This window comes from Salinicola halophyticus, from assembly GCF_003206695.1.
In the GTDB taxonomy this organism is placed as follows: Bacteria; Pseudomonadota; Gammaproteobacteria; order Pseudomonadales; family Halomonadaceae; genus Salinicola; species Salinicola halophyticus.
Genome location: NZ_PZJN01000006.1, coordinates 370,422 through 387,062, shown reverse-complemented (window position 1 = coordinate 387,062; position 16,641 = coordinate 370,422). Strand labels below are relative to the sequence as shown.

Below are 16,641 nucleotides of genomic sequence, written 5' to 3'. Positions count from 1 at the left end.
GCAGCCGTTCAGTTACCAAGGCGCCCGTGACCGCGCCCTTTTTATCAACCCGGTCCGCCCTTTGCGAGGGCGACTACCAGGAGTCCTGCATGTCATCACACGATCAACCGATCGTCGTCGCGGCGTTGTATCAATTCGTCACGCTGGACGATTTCGAAGCCCTGCGCGAGCCGCTGCTGAACGAGATGAAACGTCTCGACGTCAAGGGCACGCTGCTGCTCGCCTTTGAAGGTATCAACGGTACGGTTTCCGGCACGCGGGCGGATATCGATGCGCTGCTCGACTGGCTCAAGCGTGACCCGCGCTTGGCGGCGCTCGAGCACAAGGAGTCCTGCTGCGAAGCGCATCCGTTCTATCGCACCAAGGTCAAACTCAAGCGCGAGATCGTCACGCTCGGCGTCGACGGCATCGACCCCAATCGGCGAGTCGGCACCTACGTCGAACCGGAACAGTGGAACGATTTGATCGATGACCCCGAAGTGCTGGTGATCGACACGCGTAACGACTACGAGGTGGCAATCGGTAGCTTCGAGGGCGCCGTCGATCCCAGAACCAAATCGTTCCGCGAGTTTCCGGAATACGTCAGAGCGCACTACGATCCCAGTCGTCACAAGAAAGTGGCGATGTTCTGCACCGGGGGGATTCGTTGCGAGAAAGCCTCGAGCTTCATGCTCAACGAGGGTTTCGAGGAAGTCTTTCACCTCAAGGGCGGCATCCTGAGCTATCTGGAAAAGGTGCCGGAAGCCGAGACGCGCTGGCGTGGCGACTGCTTCGTGTTCGATAACCGGGTCACCGTTCGCCATGACCTGAGCGAGGGTGAATTCGAGCAGTGCCACGCTTGCCGAATGCCGATCTCCACCGAAGACCAGGCCTCAGAGCGATACTCGCCGGGAATCAGTTGCCCCCACTGCTGGGATTCGCTGCCGGAGAAGACGCGTGCCGGTGCCCGCGAGCGCCAAAAACAGATCGAGCTGGCCAGGGCGCGCAATCAGCCGCATCCGCTCGGTCGCAATCCGCGCGAGACCACGGAGAAATGATTCCGCCGAAGATCACTGCGCGCTGCGGGCCAGTTCCTCCCTATCGGACTCGGGCAGAAGGCCGATGCGGGCCAGCTTGGCGAAGAACCGCTTCATGCGTCGATCGATCTTCTGGCGCGCGAACCACGGCCACACATTGGCCAGGGGCATGAAATCGGGATTGGATACGCCGTCGATCAGCCACAGCCGCCGGGTACCGTCTGCCCGGCGCTGACATACGATATTGCGGTCATTGATATCGGAGGGCACGATCCAGTTGTCACGCAGGTAACGATAGAGCCGCTGAAGCTCATCCCGGAACGCCTGGGACTCGAGCCAGGCCATGTCCTCGCGCTGACGATACTGTCGAATCGTGGCAGAGATTTCGCCATCGGCGTCGGTGATCAGGTCGAAGACCAGACCCTCGCCCATATCCGTTTCCAGCGTTCCGAAATATTCCGGGACGTAACGCCAATCGTCCACGCCACGCTGCTTCAAAATGTCGAAGTAGCCCTTTTCGCGCTCGTTCTGATGGCTGCCACGCTCGGGAAAGCGCGCCACCTTGATACAGCGCTCGGGATGATCCGGATGCCGGTAGATCGCCCGGTCGTTGCCGTGGGCGATTTCGTCGTTACAGGCGAGTCGATACATTGCGGGCCACTCCCAACCGTCATTAAGACGTCATGACCCGTTAATATTAGCGTAAGCAAACGCTGTTTTCATTGATCGTTTGTCTCGGATTCCGCTTCCGGGTCCATCCAGCGCTGCCATAGCGCCAGGATATGCTCGCGATGACCGGCAAACCCTTCCGACGATACCAGGCTGCCACGCTTGGCCAGCGAAGCGCGGTGGCTGGCATCGCGGTAAGCCAGATAGGCGGCCTGCAGGTCGCGGGCGTCCTGCTCGGAAAGCGTTCCGCTCTCGGCCAGCGCATCCATCAGCCGCATGTTGTCGGTGACCTTGAGCAGTTCGGGCGTCCGTGCCGACAGCGCCAGCACCGCGTACTGATTCATGAATTCGATATCGACCAGGCCGCCGGCATCCTGCTTGAGATGGAACTGCCCTGCCTCGCGCGCATCGCCACCGCTACCGAGATGTTCGCGCATTTTCAGCCGCATCCTGACGACTTCACGACGCAGTTCGTCACACTCGCGCTCCCGCCCCAGCACCTCCCGACGAACGGCCTCGAAGCGCTCTCCCAGCGCCCTGTCTCCCGCCACGGCCCGGGCGCGAACCAGCGCCTGATGTTCCCAGATCCAGGCGTCTTTGCGCTGGTACTCGGCAAAGGCCTGTAACGAGGAGACCAGCAACCCGGCGTTACCCGAGGGTCGCAGTCGCATGTCGACCTCATACAGCGTTCCACTGGGCGTGGTGACGCTGAGCAGATGAATGATGCGCTGTCCCAGCCGGGTGAAGAACATCAGGTTATCGATCGACTTGGCACCGTCGGTGACGCCGCGGGGCGCCGCATCGTAGAGGAATACGAGATCGAGATCGGAGCCGTAGCCCAGCTCGATGCCGCCCAGCTTGCCGTAACCGACGACCAGGAAGGCGGCCTCATCGCTACCGTCTCGCGGTTTCGGTTGACCGAACCTTGCCGTCAGCGAGCGCCAGGCCATCTGCAGCACACTGTCCAGCACCACCTCTGCGATCGCGGTCAGATAATCGCTGACCTTCATCAGCACGCGACCGCCGGCAATATCGGAAGCGGCGACACGAAGTACCTGGGTCTGCTTGAACACCCGCATCGCTTCCAGCCAGCCCTCCTCGTCGTCTTCGGGGATTCGTGCCAGGGTCTGGCGCAGCTCGTCCGCCAGCCGCTGCTTGTCGGCCGGGGAATAGAGCGTTGCGGGCGTCAGCAGCTCATCGAGAAGAATCGGATGACGCGCCAGCTGTTCGGCGATCCACGGGCTCGCCGCGCAAAGCCGGATCAGCGAAGGCAGTACCTGCGGGTTTTCGCGTAGTAGCGAGAGATAGGCGGTGCGGCGCAGGACCGCCTCGATCAGCGGCAATACCCGTTCCAGCGCCGTCGTCGGGGTCTCGCTATCGGCGGCGGCCTGCAGCAACATCGGCATGACCGCTTCGAGGCGCTCGTAGCCGATGCGCTGCATCGCCTGCACGCCGCGAGAGTCGCGAAAGGCCTTGAGCCGACGCAGCGCCTCGGGCAGATCGTAACCCGCCGCCGCCATCACGCGCTCGGCTTCGGCGTCGTCCATCTCCCCGTGCCAAAGCTGATGCCAGACCGCATCGCCCTCGCTCGACTCGTCGTCGGCTGTTTGCGATTCGTCATCCGGGTCGGCGACAACCGCATCGAAATGGCCTCGAATCCGCTCCCGACACTGGTGCAGCGCTTCTCTCAGAGACGTCCAGTCCGGCATCCGCATCGCCATCGCCAACCTCGCCTGATTCTCGGAATCACTCGGCAGCTGCTGGGTCTGACGGTCCTGCTGGGCCTGCAGCGCATGCTCGAGATTGCGCAGAAACTCGTAATCGCCACGCAGCTCGTCGACCACCGGCTGGGGCAGCAGTTCGAGACTCACCAGCTGTCCCATGGCATCGCGCAGCGAGGGAATCTGGAGTTCGGTATCCCGACCGCCGCGAATCAATTGAAAGGCCTGGACCACGAACTCGACCTCGCGAATCCCGCCGCGGCCCAGCTTGATATTATCGTCCCGGCCGAGCCGTTTGACCTCGCGGTGAATCATCGCCTTCATTTCGCGCAGCGATTCGATCGCGCCGAAATCCAGATACTTGCGATAGATGAAGGGGCTGAGCAGAGCCAGCAGTTGCCGCCCGGCGTTCAGATCGCCGGCCACGGGACGCGCCTTGAGCATGGCGAAGCGTTCCCATTCACGCCCCTGATCCTGGTAATACCCGGTCAGGGCATTGAAGTTGCCCACCAGCGGCCCGCCGTCACCCATGGGGCGCAGACGCATGTCGACCCGGAACACGAAACCGTCGGCCGTGATCGCATCCAGCGCGGCGATCAGTTTCTGCCCCAGCTTGGTGAAGTACTGCTGATGCTCGTATTCACGCTCGCCGCCCTGGGTGGTGCCCTTCTCCGCAAAGGCGAAGATCAGGTCGATATCCGACGAGAGATTGAGCTCGCCGGCGCCGAGCTTGCCCATCCCCAGCACGATCAGACGCTGGGCCGTTCCGTCTGCGCGCGGGGCCGGCATGCCCCAGCGCAGTGCCAGATGGGTCTCGAGCCATCCCAGCGCGCCATCGAGACAGACTTCGGCGAGCTCGGAAACCTTGCCCGCGGTCTCCCACATATCCGCCCCGTTGAGATCTCGCCACACGATCCCGAGCATCCGCGCCTGGCGAAAGCGACGCAACGCCCGGTGGAGCGTCTCCTCGCTGTCGGCCTCGGCCAGTCTCTCGCGCAGCGTCTCCTCGATCTGCGCCCGACCCGGCGCCGTTTCCAGCTCACCGCTGTCGAGCAAGACGGGCAGCAGCGCGGGCCGGGTAGCCAGGGCATCCAGCGCTAAGTCCGACAGCACCACCACTCGGGCCAGCTCCTCGCGCCGTGTCGGCTCCAGCGACAGCCAGGAATCGAGGATCGACCCATCACCGGCGGAGGATTCGAGTCCTTCGTCGAGCCGAACCCGGGCCTCACGCCAGGTACTTTCCAGCGCAGCAGGAATATCGATCTCGGCAAACCAGGACTCGGGTAACGGCATCGGGAGGCTCCAGGCGGGTTCTCGGCTTTGGGCTGGCCCGGCCAGCATAGCGAAAGCATTGCCCCAGACCCAAGCGACGAACATCCAAGCGACGAAAACCCTGGCGACGAGCACTCTGGCGACGGCGTCACACCAAGGTTGTATTACATCGTACGAATAAAACCGCTAAAAAGGTCCCAGCCCATTCGTCAGGACCAGAGTCGTTCGCTCGCCAAGAGCACGGCTCCTGTGGATCCATCTCCGAAGCGCACCACCAAGCAAGGGATACGTCATGAAATTCAAGAAGACACTACTGGGAATCGCCTGCCTCGCCTCGCTGGCGGCCGGAGCCGCCAACGCCGACTACCCCAGCCGGGATGTCCGCGTCATCGTACCAGCGGCGGCCGGCGGCGGCACCGATGCCATCGTCCGCAAGATTTCCAACATTGCCGAAGAATCGCTTCCCGTCTCGATGTACGTCGAGAACGTCGAGGGCGGAATGACGGCAACGGGTCTTCTACAGCTGATGAAAGCGCGCCCGGACGGCCAGACCGTCGCCGCGATCACCTACGACAGCATCATTACGATCCCGTGGAAGAACATGCTGCCCGGCTTCAACATGGACAAGATGCGCATGATTGCCCGCATCACCAGCGAAGCCGACGCCATCACCGTGCCGGAAAACTCTCCCTACAAGACGCTGGACGACCTGATCGCCACTGCCAAGGAGAAGCCCAACAGCGTTCGTGTCGGCATCCAGAACATGGGCGCCAGAACCCACCTGACACTGCTGCAGCTCCAGCAGCAGACCGGCGCCAAGTTCAAGATCGTCTCCTACGACAATAGCGCCGCCTCCCAGAAGGAAGCCCTGCTCAACGGCGAAGTCGATGCCGTCGTCACCAGCCTGGGCGATCTGGCACCGTTGATCGAATCCGGTCAGGCCCGCGGTCTGGTCGAGTTCTCGGATACCCAGAACGAGGGCTTCCCCAACGTTCCGCCGGTCACCGAAACCGATACCGGCCTGGATCTGCAGATGGGCAGTTTCATCATCATGGTGGCTCCGGCGCGTACGCCGGACGACGTGATCGAAAAGCTGGAAACGACCTATCACAAGGCTTACGAGAGCGACGAATTCCAGCAATGGCTGAAAAAGATCGGCGTGACGCCCGCTTGGCTGGGAGCCGACGACGTGACCCAGTGGGCAAATGACACCCAGCAGCAGCTGTTCAGCACCATGGACGATCTGGTCGACCAGGGCGTGCTGGAGAAATAAGCCACCCTCATTCGATTCCACTCACTCTGCGCCATGCTTTACGCATGGCGCAGTGTCGTCAATCCAGAGGTCTCCATGTCTTCTGAACGGTCATTCAAACCCTCGTCTCACCCGTCGTCCCGACGCCCTACCCTGGGCGGTGAATTCTTCGTGCCGGCGGTGCTTGCACTCATCACCCTGGTCTATCTGATCTCAGCGATCCAGCTCGGTCCGCCGATGAAGGCGGGCAACATGACCGCCTCGTTCTTTCCCATCGCGACCGCCATCCTGATGCTGGTCGCGCTGATCTGCGCCATGGTTCATGCCCTACGCGGCAAGGCCAAAGCGCCGGCGACAGAGCCCACCACCGATGCCGACAGCACCGATGGCGAATCCGCCAGTAGGCAGTACCTCGGGCTAACGCTCGGAGCGATCGGCGTCATCGTGCTGACGGCAGGCTATCTGCTGGCATTCGATCTGATCGGCTATTTCGTCGCGACGTTCGTCTACGTATTGCTGCTTTGCTGTCTGTTCGGCGGCGGCTTCCGCGATAAATGGCCGACCAAGCTGATCGCCGCCGTCGCCATCACCCTGGCGGGCTACCTGCTGTTCGAGGTCGTCTTCCAGGTCCGCCTGCCCACTCTCTGGAGTCAATGATCATGGACGCGATCTCCGGGCTGCTGGGTGGCTTCGCCGCCCTCGCCAATCCCGAAACCCTGCTCTACATGATCGGCGGTTTTCTGGTCGGTACTTTTTTCGGCGCGGTTCCGGGTCTCACCTCGGTACTGGCCATCGCCCTGCTGTTGCCGCTGACCTACAGTCTCGACGTGACCACGGCGCTGGTCGCTTGCGCCAGCATCTTCATGGCCGGGATGTGCAGCGGCAGCATCACCGCCACCACCATCAATATCCCCGGCGCGCCGTCATCGATGATGACCGCGCTGGAAGGCTACCCGATGCAGCAACGTGGCGAGGGCGCCAAGGCGCTAGGTCACGCCGCACTGGGTTCGATGATCGGCGGCTCGCTGGGTGCACTACTGCTGATGGTGATGGCACCGCTGGCGGCCGACGTCGCCCTGCTGATCCGCACGCCGGGCAAGTTCTCGCTGATCGCCTTCGCGCTGATCGTGATCATCATTTCCCAGCGAGGGTCGATCACCAAGGGCATGATCGCGACCCTGTTCGGCGTCATGATCGCCACCATCGGCATCGACGTGGTGCAGCCGTTGGCTCGCTTCACCTTCGGCACCAGCGCGCTGGTCCAGGGCATCGACATGATGCCGCTGATCATCGGCACCTTCGCCATCAGCGAGCTGTTGGTGCAGGCCGACAGCCGCAACAGCCGAACCGTCGACCCTGGCATGATCAAGGCGGCCAAGGTGCGTCGTCGCGATTTCATCCCGCCGCTGTCGGAAGTTCGCGAGATCGGCGCGCTGCGCTATCTGAAGAGCGCCGCCATCGGCTACGCGGTCGGCATTCTGCCCGGCGCCGGCGGCTCGATGGCCGCTTTCGTGTCCTATGCGGAGTCGATGCGCTCTTCCAAACATCCCGAGCGCTACGGCAAGGGCAATCCCGAAGGCATCGCGGCCGCTGAGTGCGCCAACAACTCGATGTGCGGCGGCGCTTTCGTCCCGATGCTGACGTTCGGCATCCCCGGCGATCCGACCACGGCGATCGTACTCGGCGTGCTGGTCATCAACGGTCTCCAGCCCGGCCCGCAGTTCATGACCCAGCAGCTCGATCTGATCGCGCCGATGTTCGCCTCGCTGTTCGTTAGCGCCCTGATCCTGATTCCGCTGACGCTCTATCTGCTCGGCCCCTACTTTCTCAAGATCGTCTCGATCCGCCGCGACGTGCTTTATTCCAGTATCGCCATCGTGGCGCTGGTGGGCAGCTACGTGGCTACCTACTCGACCTTCCAGATGGCACTGGCGCTGGTGTTCGGCGTGCTGGCCTACTTCCTGCGCAAGCAGAAATACCCCACCGTCTGCCTGCTGCTCGGCTTCGTGCTCGGCCCGAGCCTCGAGGAGTACTGCCGTCGGGCGCTTTCGATCAATGACGGCAATCCGATGATCTTCTTCACCAGCCCGGATAGCCTGTTCTTCATCGCCCTCACCGCGGTGTTCTTCTACTTCATGGTGATCCGCAAGCCCAGGGATAACGGGCTGGGAACACGACCGGCGTAGGGAGCCTGAGTCTTCTTCGAAGCGTCACCACGCGAACGGCTGCCCAAGGGCAGCCGTTTCTCCTTCTAAAGATCGCGGATGAGGCTAGAAGCTCGCCTTGCTTAGAAACTTGCTCAGAAGCTCGCCTTAATGGTGGTACCGGCCACCCAGGCGTTGTCGACCGAGTCCACCGCCGACGGGTTGACCACGTACTGCAGATTGGGCCGCAGCGTCAGGTAACCAGTCAGGTTGAAGCTGTAGTAGACCTCGGCGTCGTATTCGTGGCCCTGGCGCGGCAGCGGCGACAGCGAACCGGCCGGTGTGGCGTTGTGATAATTGACGTAGTCGTTGACGTCATCGTTGACGTGGAGATACGCCAGACCGATGCCGGCATCATCCTGCGGGCGTGCATCGAACGGCCCGTCGTAGGTCGCCCCGACCGAGACGTAGCGATCGATACCCGCGGTATCGCCGTGATTGGTGTTACCCATGCTGAACAGCGTCAGCCCCCGATCAGGGTTGCCATCGCGGGTCGTCACCTGCTGCTGGACCACGTAATAAAGCCCGGTATTGGTATCGCTGGTGCGATCCGCGGGGCCATCGCCATAGGCCCGGTTATCGACATTCTGGGTGTAGAACCCGAGCTTGTAGGCGCCCGCCAGGCCGTTCAGTTTCGGCGTATAACCCAGTTCCATCGGGAACAGGGTGCCCTCGGTACCGCTGGTGCGCAGATCGAAGCCGTTATCGTTCTCCAGATTGCTGTCATTGATGTTGAAAGCGCCGACCTGGGCGTACCAATCGGGAGTGATATTGGCGCGGATCACTGCCGCCCACTGGGCGATCGGCCAGTTGTAGATATTGTTGCCCCAATTGCCCGGCTGCGCCCCGCCGAAGGCCAGGTTCTGGAAGTTGCTATCGATGGTGGCGAAGTCATCGCCGAACGGAATCCGACCCAGCTTGATCGCCAGCGCATCGTCGAAGAAGCGCTGGCGGTACCAGAACTGAGTCAGGCGGGTGACGGGCCCGCGACCCTGAACTTCCTGCACCGACGAGCCGCCAACGGTCGCACCCGGATCGCTCAACCTGTCGTTGACGCTATGGCCATTACGGTTGGTGACGGTGACCTGGAATTCCGCATCGGGAATGCTCAGCAGTCGATCGAGATCGAAGTTGGCACCCACCGCGAACTGGTCCGCGTATTTGCTCACGTGGCTGTCGCGATAGCCCCCATCGAGAATCGTCGCCGCTTCCCCCACATAGCCGAAATTGAAGGACACCCCGGCGTCCTCCAGCGCGGTACGCTCGCCGCCCCAGTCTCCGAACATAGTGGGGGAATCCGGAGAGAATGCCGAATAAGCCTGCGCCGTCCCCATCACCCCGAAACCACCCAATAGAATCGCCGATATGCGGCCGATTCCGATAACCCGTGATGTGACCTCTGCCATGACCTGGCCTCCCGAAATATAGTTAGCACGTTACCAATACGCAGAAAATGGTAGTCCTTATCAGGGAGAGCGAACAGCGTTCGAGCCGGCTCAGAGCGCCATGCTCGACTAAAGGATAAGAGCAAAACATCGGAATATCGCCAGCGTGAGGAATGTCGTTGAACGCTTGCGATTGCCGGCACGGCGCGCTGACCGCAAACTGCTCGAATTCCCACGTCACACCTCGATGCCGCTGCGGTCGAACACCTGGTGCCTATCGCCTACGCGCCCATCGCGGCCATGCCCTCTTCAACCTCGAGCCGAGAGAGGTCTCATGACGACTGTCGTGACTCCGCGCCTGCCACTCACCGTCTGGGGCCTGGCGCTATGTCAGGCGCTGCTGGTCAGTGGCAATATCCTGCTGATTGCGGTCTCGCCGCTGGTGGGTAATCAACTATCCGCGAATGCCGACTGGAGCACGCTGCCCGTGGCCGCCCAGCTGCTGGGGCTGACAGCGGCGACCCTGCCTTCCGGTTGGCTGACCGCGAGGCTGGGGCGAAAACGCACTTTCGTGATCGGCAACGGGTTCGGGCTAACCGGCATCGCGATCTGCCTGCTGGCGCTGCAGACTTCCGCCTTTGCACTGTTCAATCTGGGAACATTCGCCATCGGCATGAGCATCGGTGCCGGCATGCTCTATCGCTTCGCGGCCATCGACGCGGCCAGTCCCGCCCAACGTGACCGAGCGCTGAGCCTGGTGATGGCCGGCGGCGTCATTGCCGCCTTTCTCGGCCCCTGGCTGGCCCGTTCGTCGCAGCACACTTTCGAGACACCGTTTCTGGGCTGCTTCGTGGGTCTCGCCGGGCTTTACACACTGGCGCTGCTGTTGCTGTCGCGGCTGGAACTTCCGTTGCCCCAGAGCGCCGCCAGTCACGAGCCGGCCCGCCGACGCGGCATCCTGCTGCGCGAACCCCGGCTGCTGGCGGCTATCGCGATCGCCACCTTGAGCTACGCCACCATGAACCTGGCGATGACCGCAACGCCGCTGGCGATGACACACGCCGGGCACGGCTTTGGCGACGTCACCAACGTGATCCAGTGGCATATCCTGGCGATGTTCGCCCCCTCGTTCATCACCGGCGACCTGACGCGGCGCTTCGGCCATCAGCGGATGATTGTCGTGGGGTCGTTGAGTCTACTGGCCAGCCTGCTCTACGCCCTGCTGCCCGCCTCCTTCTGGACGTTCGCTATCGGCCTCTTTCTGCTGGGACTGGGTTGGAACTTCACCTTTCTGCCCGCCAGCGCGTGGCTGACCACCACCTATCGGGCCGGCGAAGGCCCACGAGTGCAGGCCCTCAATGACTGCGCGGTGTTTTCGCTGACGACTCTTTCGGCGCTACTCGCCGGACCGCTGAACGCCTGGCTCGGCTGGCAGACGCTCAACGTGACGCTGATTCCTCTGATCGCCGTGATGTGGCTTGTGTTGCTGGCGCTGTCCCGGCGGTCTTCATGAATTTCCTGGCCAGTTCAGGGTTCGGCCGGGTCAGTAGACTCACGATCACGAACAGCGCCACGGCAACCGGCAGCGCCCAGATACCTGCCGGCAGCCCCAGCGGTTTGGCGCCGCTCAGGTAGAGCGCGATGACGACCAGACCGCCGATGACGATGCTGACCAGCGCACCGGCTGCCGTGCCGCGTTTCCAGTAGAAGGCGCCGATGATTGCCGGAACGACGACGACCAGACCGGTGGAAGCCGCCACTGACAGCACCGCGATCAGACTGAGCTGCAGCTCCGCGAACAGGAAGGCGAGAATCGCGATGACCGGCAGCACCCATTTGCCTACCTTGAGCTGTGTCGCCTCGCTGGCACCGGTGGCGATGTTGGCGTACACGTCCCGCGACAGCATCGACGACAGCGTCAGCATGATCGAATCGATGGTCGACACCGCCGCCGCCAGAATCCCCACCATCACGATCACGCCCAGCACCGGCGGCACGTGTTCGGAGGCCAGCAGTGTCGGCGTCGCCAGATCCGACTGGGCCAGATCGGGGAACGCCACCAGCGCCGAGAAGCCCCACAGCACCGAGACAACGGTGTAGAGGAAACCGAAGATCAGAAAGCCGATCAGCATCTGGCGCATCGACTTCAGCGACGCCGGCATGAACAGCCGCTGGCTGACCTGGGGGTTGGAGAGACTGAAGAAGAACCATGGAATCGTCAGCCCCAGGAAAGTCGTGAAACTGAAAAGCCCCGGCCCAGGGACCGTAAGAGAAGCGGGATGCTCCGTGGCGAGCGTGTCGAACAGCTCGGCAAAGCCGCCAAGCGAGTGCACCACCAGCAGTGCCACCAGTGTCGACGCGACGATCATGAACAGCGCCTGCAGCGAGTCAGTCCACATCACCGAACGAATCCCGGCGATATAGGAAAACAGGATCGCCAGCACCGTCGCCACGACCACGCCAGTGGTGAACGAGATCGCGCCGCCGCTCATCCCCGCCAGCAGATAACCCACGCCGGCCAGCTGCACCGCCGCATAGGGGATCAGAAACAGGCAGCTGGCGATGGCGGTCGCCACGGCGACTTTTCGATCGCCGTATCGATGGCCGAGCATCTCGCTGGGGGTCACGTAACCGAAGCGCTTACCCACCGCCCAGAACTTGGGCCCGAAGATCGCCACCAGCGACACGCCGGCGAAATAGACGATCTCGAACCCGAACGCGCCGACGCCGCCGGCGTAGGTCAGCCCCGCCAACCCCACCATCATGAAGGCACTGTAGGTCGTCGCGCTGTAACTCAGCGCCGAGACGAAGCCGTTCATCTGGCGGTTGCCGAGAAAATACCCGGACATGTCGACACCGGCCCCGTTGGTGGTCTTGCCGCGGGAGAGGAAGGCAACGCCCAGGCCCACGATCAGGTAGATGATGACCGCGCTCCAGATCAGTCCGATGGTCATCGTCTAGGTCTCCCTGTCGTCAGGCGATTCATGGTTTCGAGAAGGGGCGTCTGAAGAATCGAGGGTCTGGAAAGATCGAGTAATCATGATATTGGCGACAATGACCAGCACGCCGACCACGCACCAGAACAGGAAGCTGCCGTACCAGGCCTGGACCTGACCAAGCAGACCATACGGCACGACGTAACACGAAAGGACCAGTATCCAGACGCCCCATATCCAACGCCGAGCGCTCATTGGCAATTCCTCACCTTGTGCTTTTTGGACATTTTGTCATTTACAGTAAGCGCATCACTGCAGCGCCCATGATAACGCGATAGTCTCGAAGACGATGAAACCGCCACGGAATTTTCGATGACCGCAACCTCCCTAGTCTCTGACGTTTCGACCGTGTGGCAGATGGACCCCATGGCACTCGACGCACGCCTGCGCGAGTTCCTGGCCGAAGATATCGGTCACGTGGATCTGACCGCGACCCTGATGATCGACGAAGCGTCGACCGGCCAGTTCGAGATGCGCGCAAGAGAGCCAATGACGATCGCCGGGCTTGCGGTCGCTGCCCGCGTGTTCTCGCTCTACGACGCGCGTATCGAGATCGAGCGGTTGGCCGTGGACGGCCAGACGGTCTCCGAAGGCATCACGCTGATGCGGCTGCAAGGTCCGGCTCGTAGCCTGCTGACGGTAGAGCGCACCGCGTTGAATCTGATCCAGCATCTGTCGGGCATCGCGACCCTCACGGCGCAATACGTCGAACGGATCGCCGGCACCGGCGCCCAGCTGGTCGATACCCGCAAGACGACGCCCGGCCTGCGCGCGCTGGAAAAACACGCCGTGGCCTGCGGCGGCGGTCGCAACCATCGGCTCGGTCTCGACAGTGGCGTGATGCTGAAAGACAACCACATCGCGGTCTGCGGCGGTATCGCAGAGGCCGTGGCACGGGCTCGATCACGAGTGCCGGTGCTGACGCGTATCGAAGTGGAGTGCGACCGGCTGGATCAGGTGGAGGAAGCGCTCGCCGCCGGCGCAGACATGATCATGCTCGACAACATGTCGGTGGAGACGATGCGCAGCGCCGTCGAGCTGGTGGGCGGCCGCGTGCCGCTGGAAGCGTCCGGCGGCGTGCGTCTGGAGACGATACGCGCCATCGCCGAAACCGGCGTCGACTTCATCTCGGTCGGGCGGATCACCCAATCGGCACCCGCGGTCGATATTGGCCTGGATGACGCCGTGGATGTGCCACCGACCCGGGAGGCGTAATTCGATGTCATCCACCGAGATCAGCAACGCCGCCACCGTCGAGGCGTTCGATACGCTCATGTCGGGCCTGCTGGCGCAGGATTTCGGGCTGCGCAAGCCGCCCGTCGTCACTTTCTGGTGCGGCGCGGGCTTCTCCAAGGCGTGGGATCCGCGCTCGCCCACCGATGGCGAACTATTCGCCATCGATCTCGACGACATTCGCGACTTTCCCAACCTTCAGCATGTGATGCACGTGATTGGCTGGGAGCATTATCGCCACCTGGACTTCGAGCGCTTCAAGAACCTGCGTTACGTGCTCGACATGCAGGTGCGCTACCCCGATATCCGCAATCGCTACTTCGACGATCAGAACCTGCGCCTGAGCATTCACGAGTTGCGGACGCTGGTGATGCGTCGCTTCAGCGCCGCCTGCGACATTCACAACGTCGACGACACCACGTTACGCTTCACCTCGCCCTACGACAGCGACGGCCAGCGCGCGATCACGCAGTTCTTCGCCTCGCTGGAAGATCGCGCGGAACGCGCCGGCCTCGACGAGAACTGGCCGCTCTACCATTTCCTGACCACCAATTACGACTTCACCATCGAAACCATCCTCGAGCACGTCTACCGCCAGCAGGCACCGGTGTTCGGGCGCCTGTATCGCGGCATCACGCCACAGCGGATCTGCGGCGGCTCGATCTGGGAGCACCTGCCGCGCACCGTCGATCGCAACGTGATCAAGATCAACGGCGGGTTCGAGATCCTGCCAACGGCTCAGGGTTTCGACTTCGAGTATCGCCGCCGCAGTGATACCGAGATCCGGCAGGAGCCGCCGCTGCTGATCCTGCCATCTCAGGTTCAGGACTACGACGAATCCTATTTCCACCAGGTCTTTCCCAAGGCCGTGCGCCTGCTGCGAGAAACCGACGTGCTGGTAATCGTCGGCTACAGCATGCCTCAGGAGGACTCGCTGGTACGGTTCATCCTGCGCCAGCTGGCGGAGAGTCCCAACGATGCCAAGGGCAAGCACGTGTTCGTCATCGACACCAAGAATCATTCGACCATCAAGTCACGGCTCGAGGAGATGTTCTTCTATCTGCCGCGCACCGGCTGGCCCCGCGAGCACTATTACAGCGGCCGCTTCGAGGACTTCTGTGAAAAAGTCATGGCCGCATGAACCAGAATCTGCGGAATGCTTGCCCGATCCTACGAAACGGTCATGGTAGTCGCGAACCTCTCTCTTCCTGTCGTCGGTATCGATTACTCTACACAGCATCGATTCACTACCGCGTCAGGATATTTCACTGACCCCAACAGATGACGCCCATGCAACATCTCGACCTTCAAGTCATCGATGCCGCCCTCGAATGGGCCAATGCCGGCGAACCGATCTGGCTCTGCAGCGTGCTGGCGACGTTCGGCTCGTCGCCGCGCGAGCCGGGCTCGATGCTGGTCGCGAAAGCGGATGGCAGCCATGTCGGCTCGCTTTCCGGCGGCTGCATCGAAGAGGATTTTCTCGGCAGGATCGCCGAAGGCCATTTCGACGCTGCGCTATCGGTCGTGCGTTACGGCGAGGGCGCCGACGAATCGCCGCAGGTGTCGCTGCCCTGCGGCGGAATTCTCGACGTGCTGGTGGAGCGACTGACGCCGGATGCCGAGACGCTGACGCACCTGGAAGTGCTTCACGCCACCTTGCTGGGCCAGCGCTCGCTGGTACGGCGGATCGATCTGGAGAGCGGCCGCAAGCGCTTCGTCGAGGCAGGCGAGAATGGTCCGCGCGTCGAGCGCGACGGCCAAATCATCCAGCTTCGCGTCGGTCCGGCGCTACGTCTGATCATCGCCGGCATTTCACCGGTGTCGCGTTTCTGCGCCGAATTCGCGCGCACGCTGGGCTTCGAGGTGATCGTCTGCGACCCCAGAGAAGACGCCCGCCGCGATTTCCAGGTCGAGGGCGTCGAGGTGCAGTCGGTGTTGCCGTCACTGTTCATCGGTTCCGGCGCCACCCACGCCGCTACCGCTATCGTCGCCCTGACCCACGATCCACGCATCGACGACCTGGCAATGATCGAGGCGGTACGCACGCCGGCGTTCTATATCGGCGTGATGGGTTCGAAACGCACGTCCGAGAAGCGCGCCGAGCGGCTGAAGCGCTCCGGCGGCCTGGACGATGAGGGCATTTCGCGAATCCACATGCCGATCGGGCTCCATCTTGACAGCAAGACGCCCGCGGAGATCGCGCTGGCCGTGGTCGCCGACGTACTTCGCGTGCGGCGCGGCAAGGGGCGGGATGAGCTCTAGGTCTCCACATCATCAAGAGCCCGATGTCGTTGCCCTGGTCATGGCGGCCGGCGTCTCCCGCCGCTTCGGTAGCGACAAGCGTCGGGTCGAGCTGCCTGACGGGCGGACCCTGCTGGAAACGACGCTGGCAACGGTTTTGCAGGTCTATTTACGGTGTCGACTGATCACGCGTCGGGACGACGATATCGAGTTGGCGTTGAACGCTTTCTCCGAGCAGAGCGAGCTTCGACGGTGGGAGGCAGAACACGCGGGCGCCGGACTGGGCGGCAGTCTCGGGGACGCATTCCGCCATTTGATCGCGCAAGACGAGCCCGCAGTCGCTGTCGCCGTGGTACTGGCAGACATGCCGTGGTTGAAAGCCACCACCTGTGCACAACTCAATCGACACGCCCGTGCCGAGCGTATCGTCGTGCCCTGTCACAAGGGGAAGCGCGGCCACCCGGTGCTGTTCGGGCGAGACTTCTGGCCGGCGCTGGCAAAGCTGAAGGAAGGCGACGGCGCGAGAGCCATCGTGAGGGCGAATCGCGAAGCTGTTCACCTCGTCGATGTCGATGACCCCGGCATCTGGCGGGATGTCGACACCCCGCAGGATCTGGAGGGCTCGGAGATCACCGAAGGCTAGACGTTGTTC

At 62.6% G+C, this 16,641-nt stretch carries 14 protein-coding genes; 9 read left to right on the top strand and 5 right to left on the bottom strand.

The window, feature by feature from the left end; translation table 11 throughout:
* Positions 1-89: 89 nt before the first annotated feature.
* Positions 90-1,037, top strand: coding sequence for an oxygen-dependent tRNA uridine(34) hydroxylase TrhO (trhO, locus tag DOM58_RS09585; RefSeq protein ID WP_110692650.1), 948 nt, complete (start codon positions 90-92; stop codon positions 1,035-1,037).
* A gap of 12 nt (positions 1,038-1,049) precedes the next feature.
* On the opposite strand, the gene DOM58_RS09580 is transcribed toward trhO, so the two are convergent.
* Both DOM58_RS09580 and glnE read right to left on the bottom strand, forming a co-directional pair.
* Entirely contained in the window at positions 1,050-1,667 is a 618-nt protein-coding gene (locus DOM58_RS09580) for a YrbL family protein (RefSeq protein WP_110692649.1), read from the bottom strand.
* Positions 1,668-1,735: 68 nt separating this feature from the next.
* On the bottom strand, positions 1,736-4,699 hold the full coding sequence (gene glnE / locus DOM58_RS09575; protein ID WP_110692648.1) for a bifunctional [glutamate--ammonia ligase]-adenylyl-L-tyrosine phosphorylase/[glutamate--ammonia-ligase] adenylyltransferase: 2,964 nt from the start codon (positions 4,697-4,699) through the stop codon (positions 1,736-1,738).
* A gap of 271 nt (positions 4,700-4,970) precedes the next feature.
* Here glnE and DOM58_RS09570 point away from each other — a divergent pair, with 271 nt between their 5' ends.
* From DOM58_RS09570 to DOM58_RS09560, 3 genes are all read left to right on the top strand, one after another.
* Positions 4,971-5,951 carry a Bug family tripartite tricarboxylate transporter substrate binding protein gene (locus DOM58_RS09570; protein WP_110692647.1) on the top strand — a complete coding sequence of 327 codons (981 nt, stop codon included), beginning with the start codon at positions 4,971-4,973 and terminating at the stop codon, positions 5,949-5,951.
* 75 nt (positions 5,952-6,026) lie between these two features.
* Positions 6,027-6,587: a tripartite tricarboxylate transporter TctB family protein gene (locus DOM58_RS09565; protein WP_157957527.1), complete on the top strand. Its 561-nt coding sequence runs from the start codon at positions 6,027-6,029 to the stop codon at positions 6,585-6,587.
* Between the two features lie 2 nt (positions 6,588-6,589).
* Positions 6,590-8,116: a tripartite tricarboxylate transporter permease gene (locus DOM58_RS09560; protein WP_110692645.1), complete on the top strand. Its 1,527-nt coding sequence runs from the start codon at positions 6,590-6,592 to the stop codon at positions 8,114-8,116.
* A 113-nt stretch (positions 8,117-8,229) separates the two neighbouring features.
* Here DOM58_RS09560 and DOM58_RS09555 read toward each other — a convergent pair whose 3' ends face one another.
* Complete coding sequence (locus tag DOM58_RS09555; protein WP_110692644.1) at positions 8,230-9,540, bottom strand: carbohydrate porin; 1,311 nt, start codon at positions 9,538-9,540, stop codon at positions 8,230-8,232.
* Positions 9,541-9,853: 313 nt separating this feature from the next.
* On the opposite strand from DOM58_RS09555, the gene DOM58_RS09550 reads away from it, so the two are divergent.
* Entirely contained in the window at positions 9,854-11,032 is a 1,179-nt protein-coding gene (locus DOM58_RS09550) for an MFS transporter (protein WP_245392213.1), read from the top strand.
* Here DOM58_RS09550 and DOM58_RS09545 read toward each other — a convergent pair.
* Positions 10,959-12,473, bottom strand: coding sequence for a sodium:solute symporter family protein (locus tag DOM58_RS09545; protein ID WP_110692643.1), 1,515 nt, complete (start codon positions 12,471-12,473; stop codon positions 10,959-10,961). The two genes, DOM58_RS09550 and DOM58_RS09545, sit on opposite strands and share 74 nt — an antisense overlap.
* 3 nt (positions 12,474-12,476) lie before the next feature.
* A complete protein-coding gene (locus DOM58_RS09540; protein WP_110692642.1) occupies positions 12,477-12,710 on the bottom strand; it encodes a hypothetical protein in 234 nt (77 codons plus the stop codon).
* A gap of 117 nt (positions 12,711-12,827) precedes the next feature.
* On the opposite strand from DOM58_RS09540, the gene nadC reads away from it, so the two are divergent.
* The 4 genes from nadC to DOM58_RS09520 all read left to right on the top strand — a co-directional run bounded on the left by nadC (position 12,828) and on the right by DOM58_RS09520 (position 16,632).
* Entirely contained in the window at positions 12,828-13,730 is a 903-nt protein-coding gene (nadC, locus tag DOM58_RS09535) for a carboxylating nicotinate-nucleotide diphosphorylase (RefSeq protein ID WP_245392212.1), read from the top strand.
* A gap of 4 nt (positions 13,731-13,734) precedes the next feature.
* Positions 13,735-14,889: an SIR2 family protein gene (locus DOM58_RS09530; protein WP_075562839.1), complete on the top strand. Its 1,155-nt coding sequence runs from the start codon at positions 13,735-13,737 to the stop codon at positions 14,887-14,889.
* A 149-nt stretch (positions 14,890-15,038) separates the two neighbouring features.
* On the top strand, positions 15,039-16,010 hold the full coding sequence (locus DOM58_RS09525; RefSeq protein WP_110692640.1) for an XdhC family protein: 972 nt from the start codon (positions 15,039-15,041) through the stop codon (positions 16,008-16,010).
* Positions 16,000-16,632: a nucleotidyltransferase family protein gene (locus DOM58_RS09520; RefSeq protein ID WP_110692639.1), complete on the top strand. Its 633-nt coding sequence runs from the start codon at positions 16,000-16,002 to the stop codon at positions 16,630-16,632. Before DOM58_RS09525 ends, DOM58_RS09520 begins: the two co-directional genes overlap by 11 nt.
* The last annotated feature ends 9 nt before the right edge of the window (positions 16,633-16,641 follow it).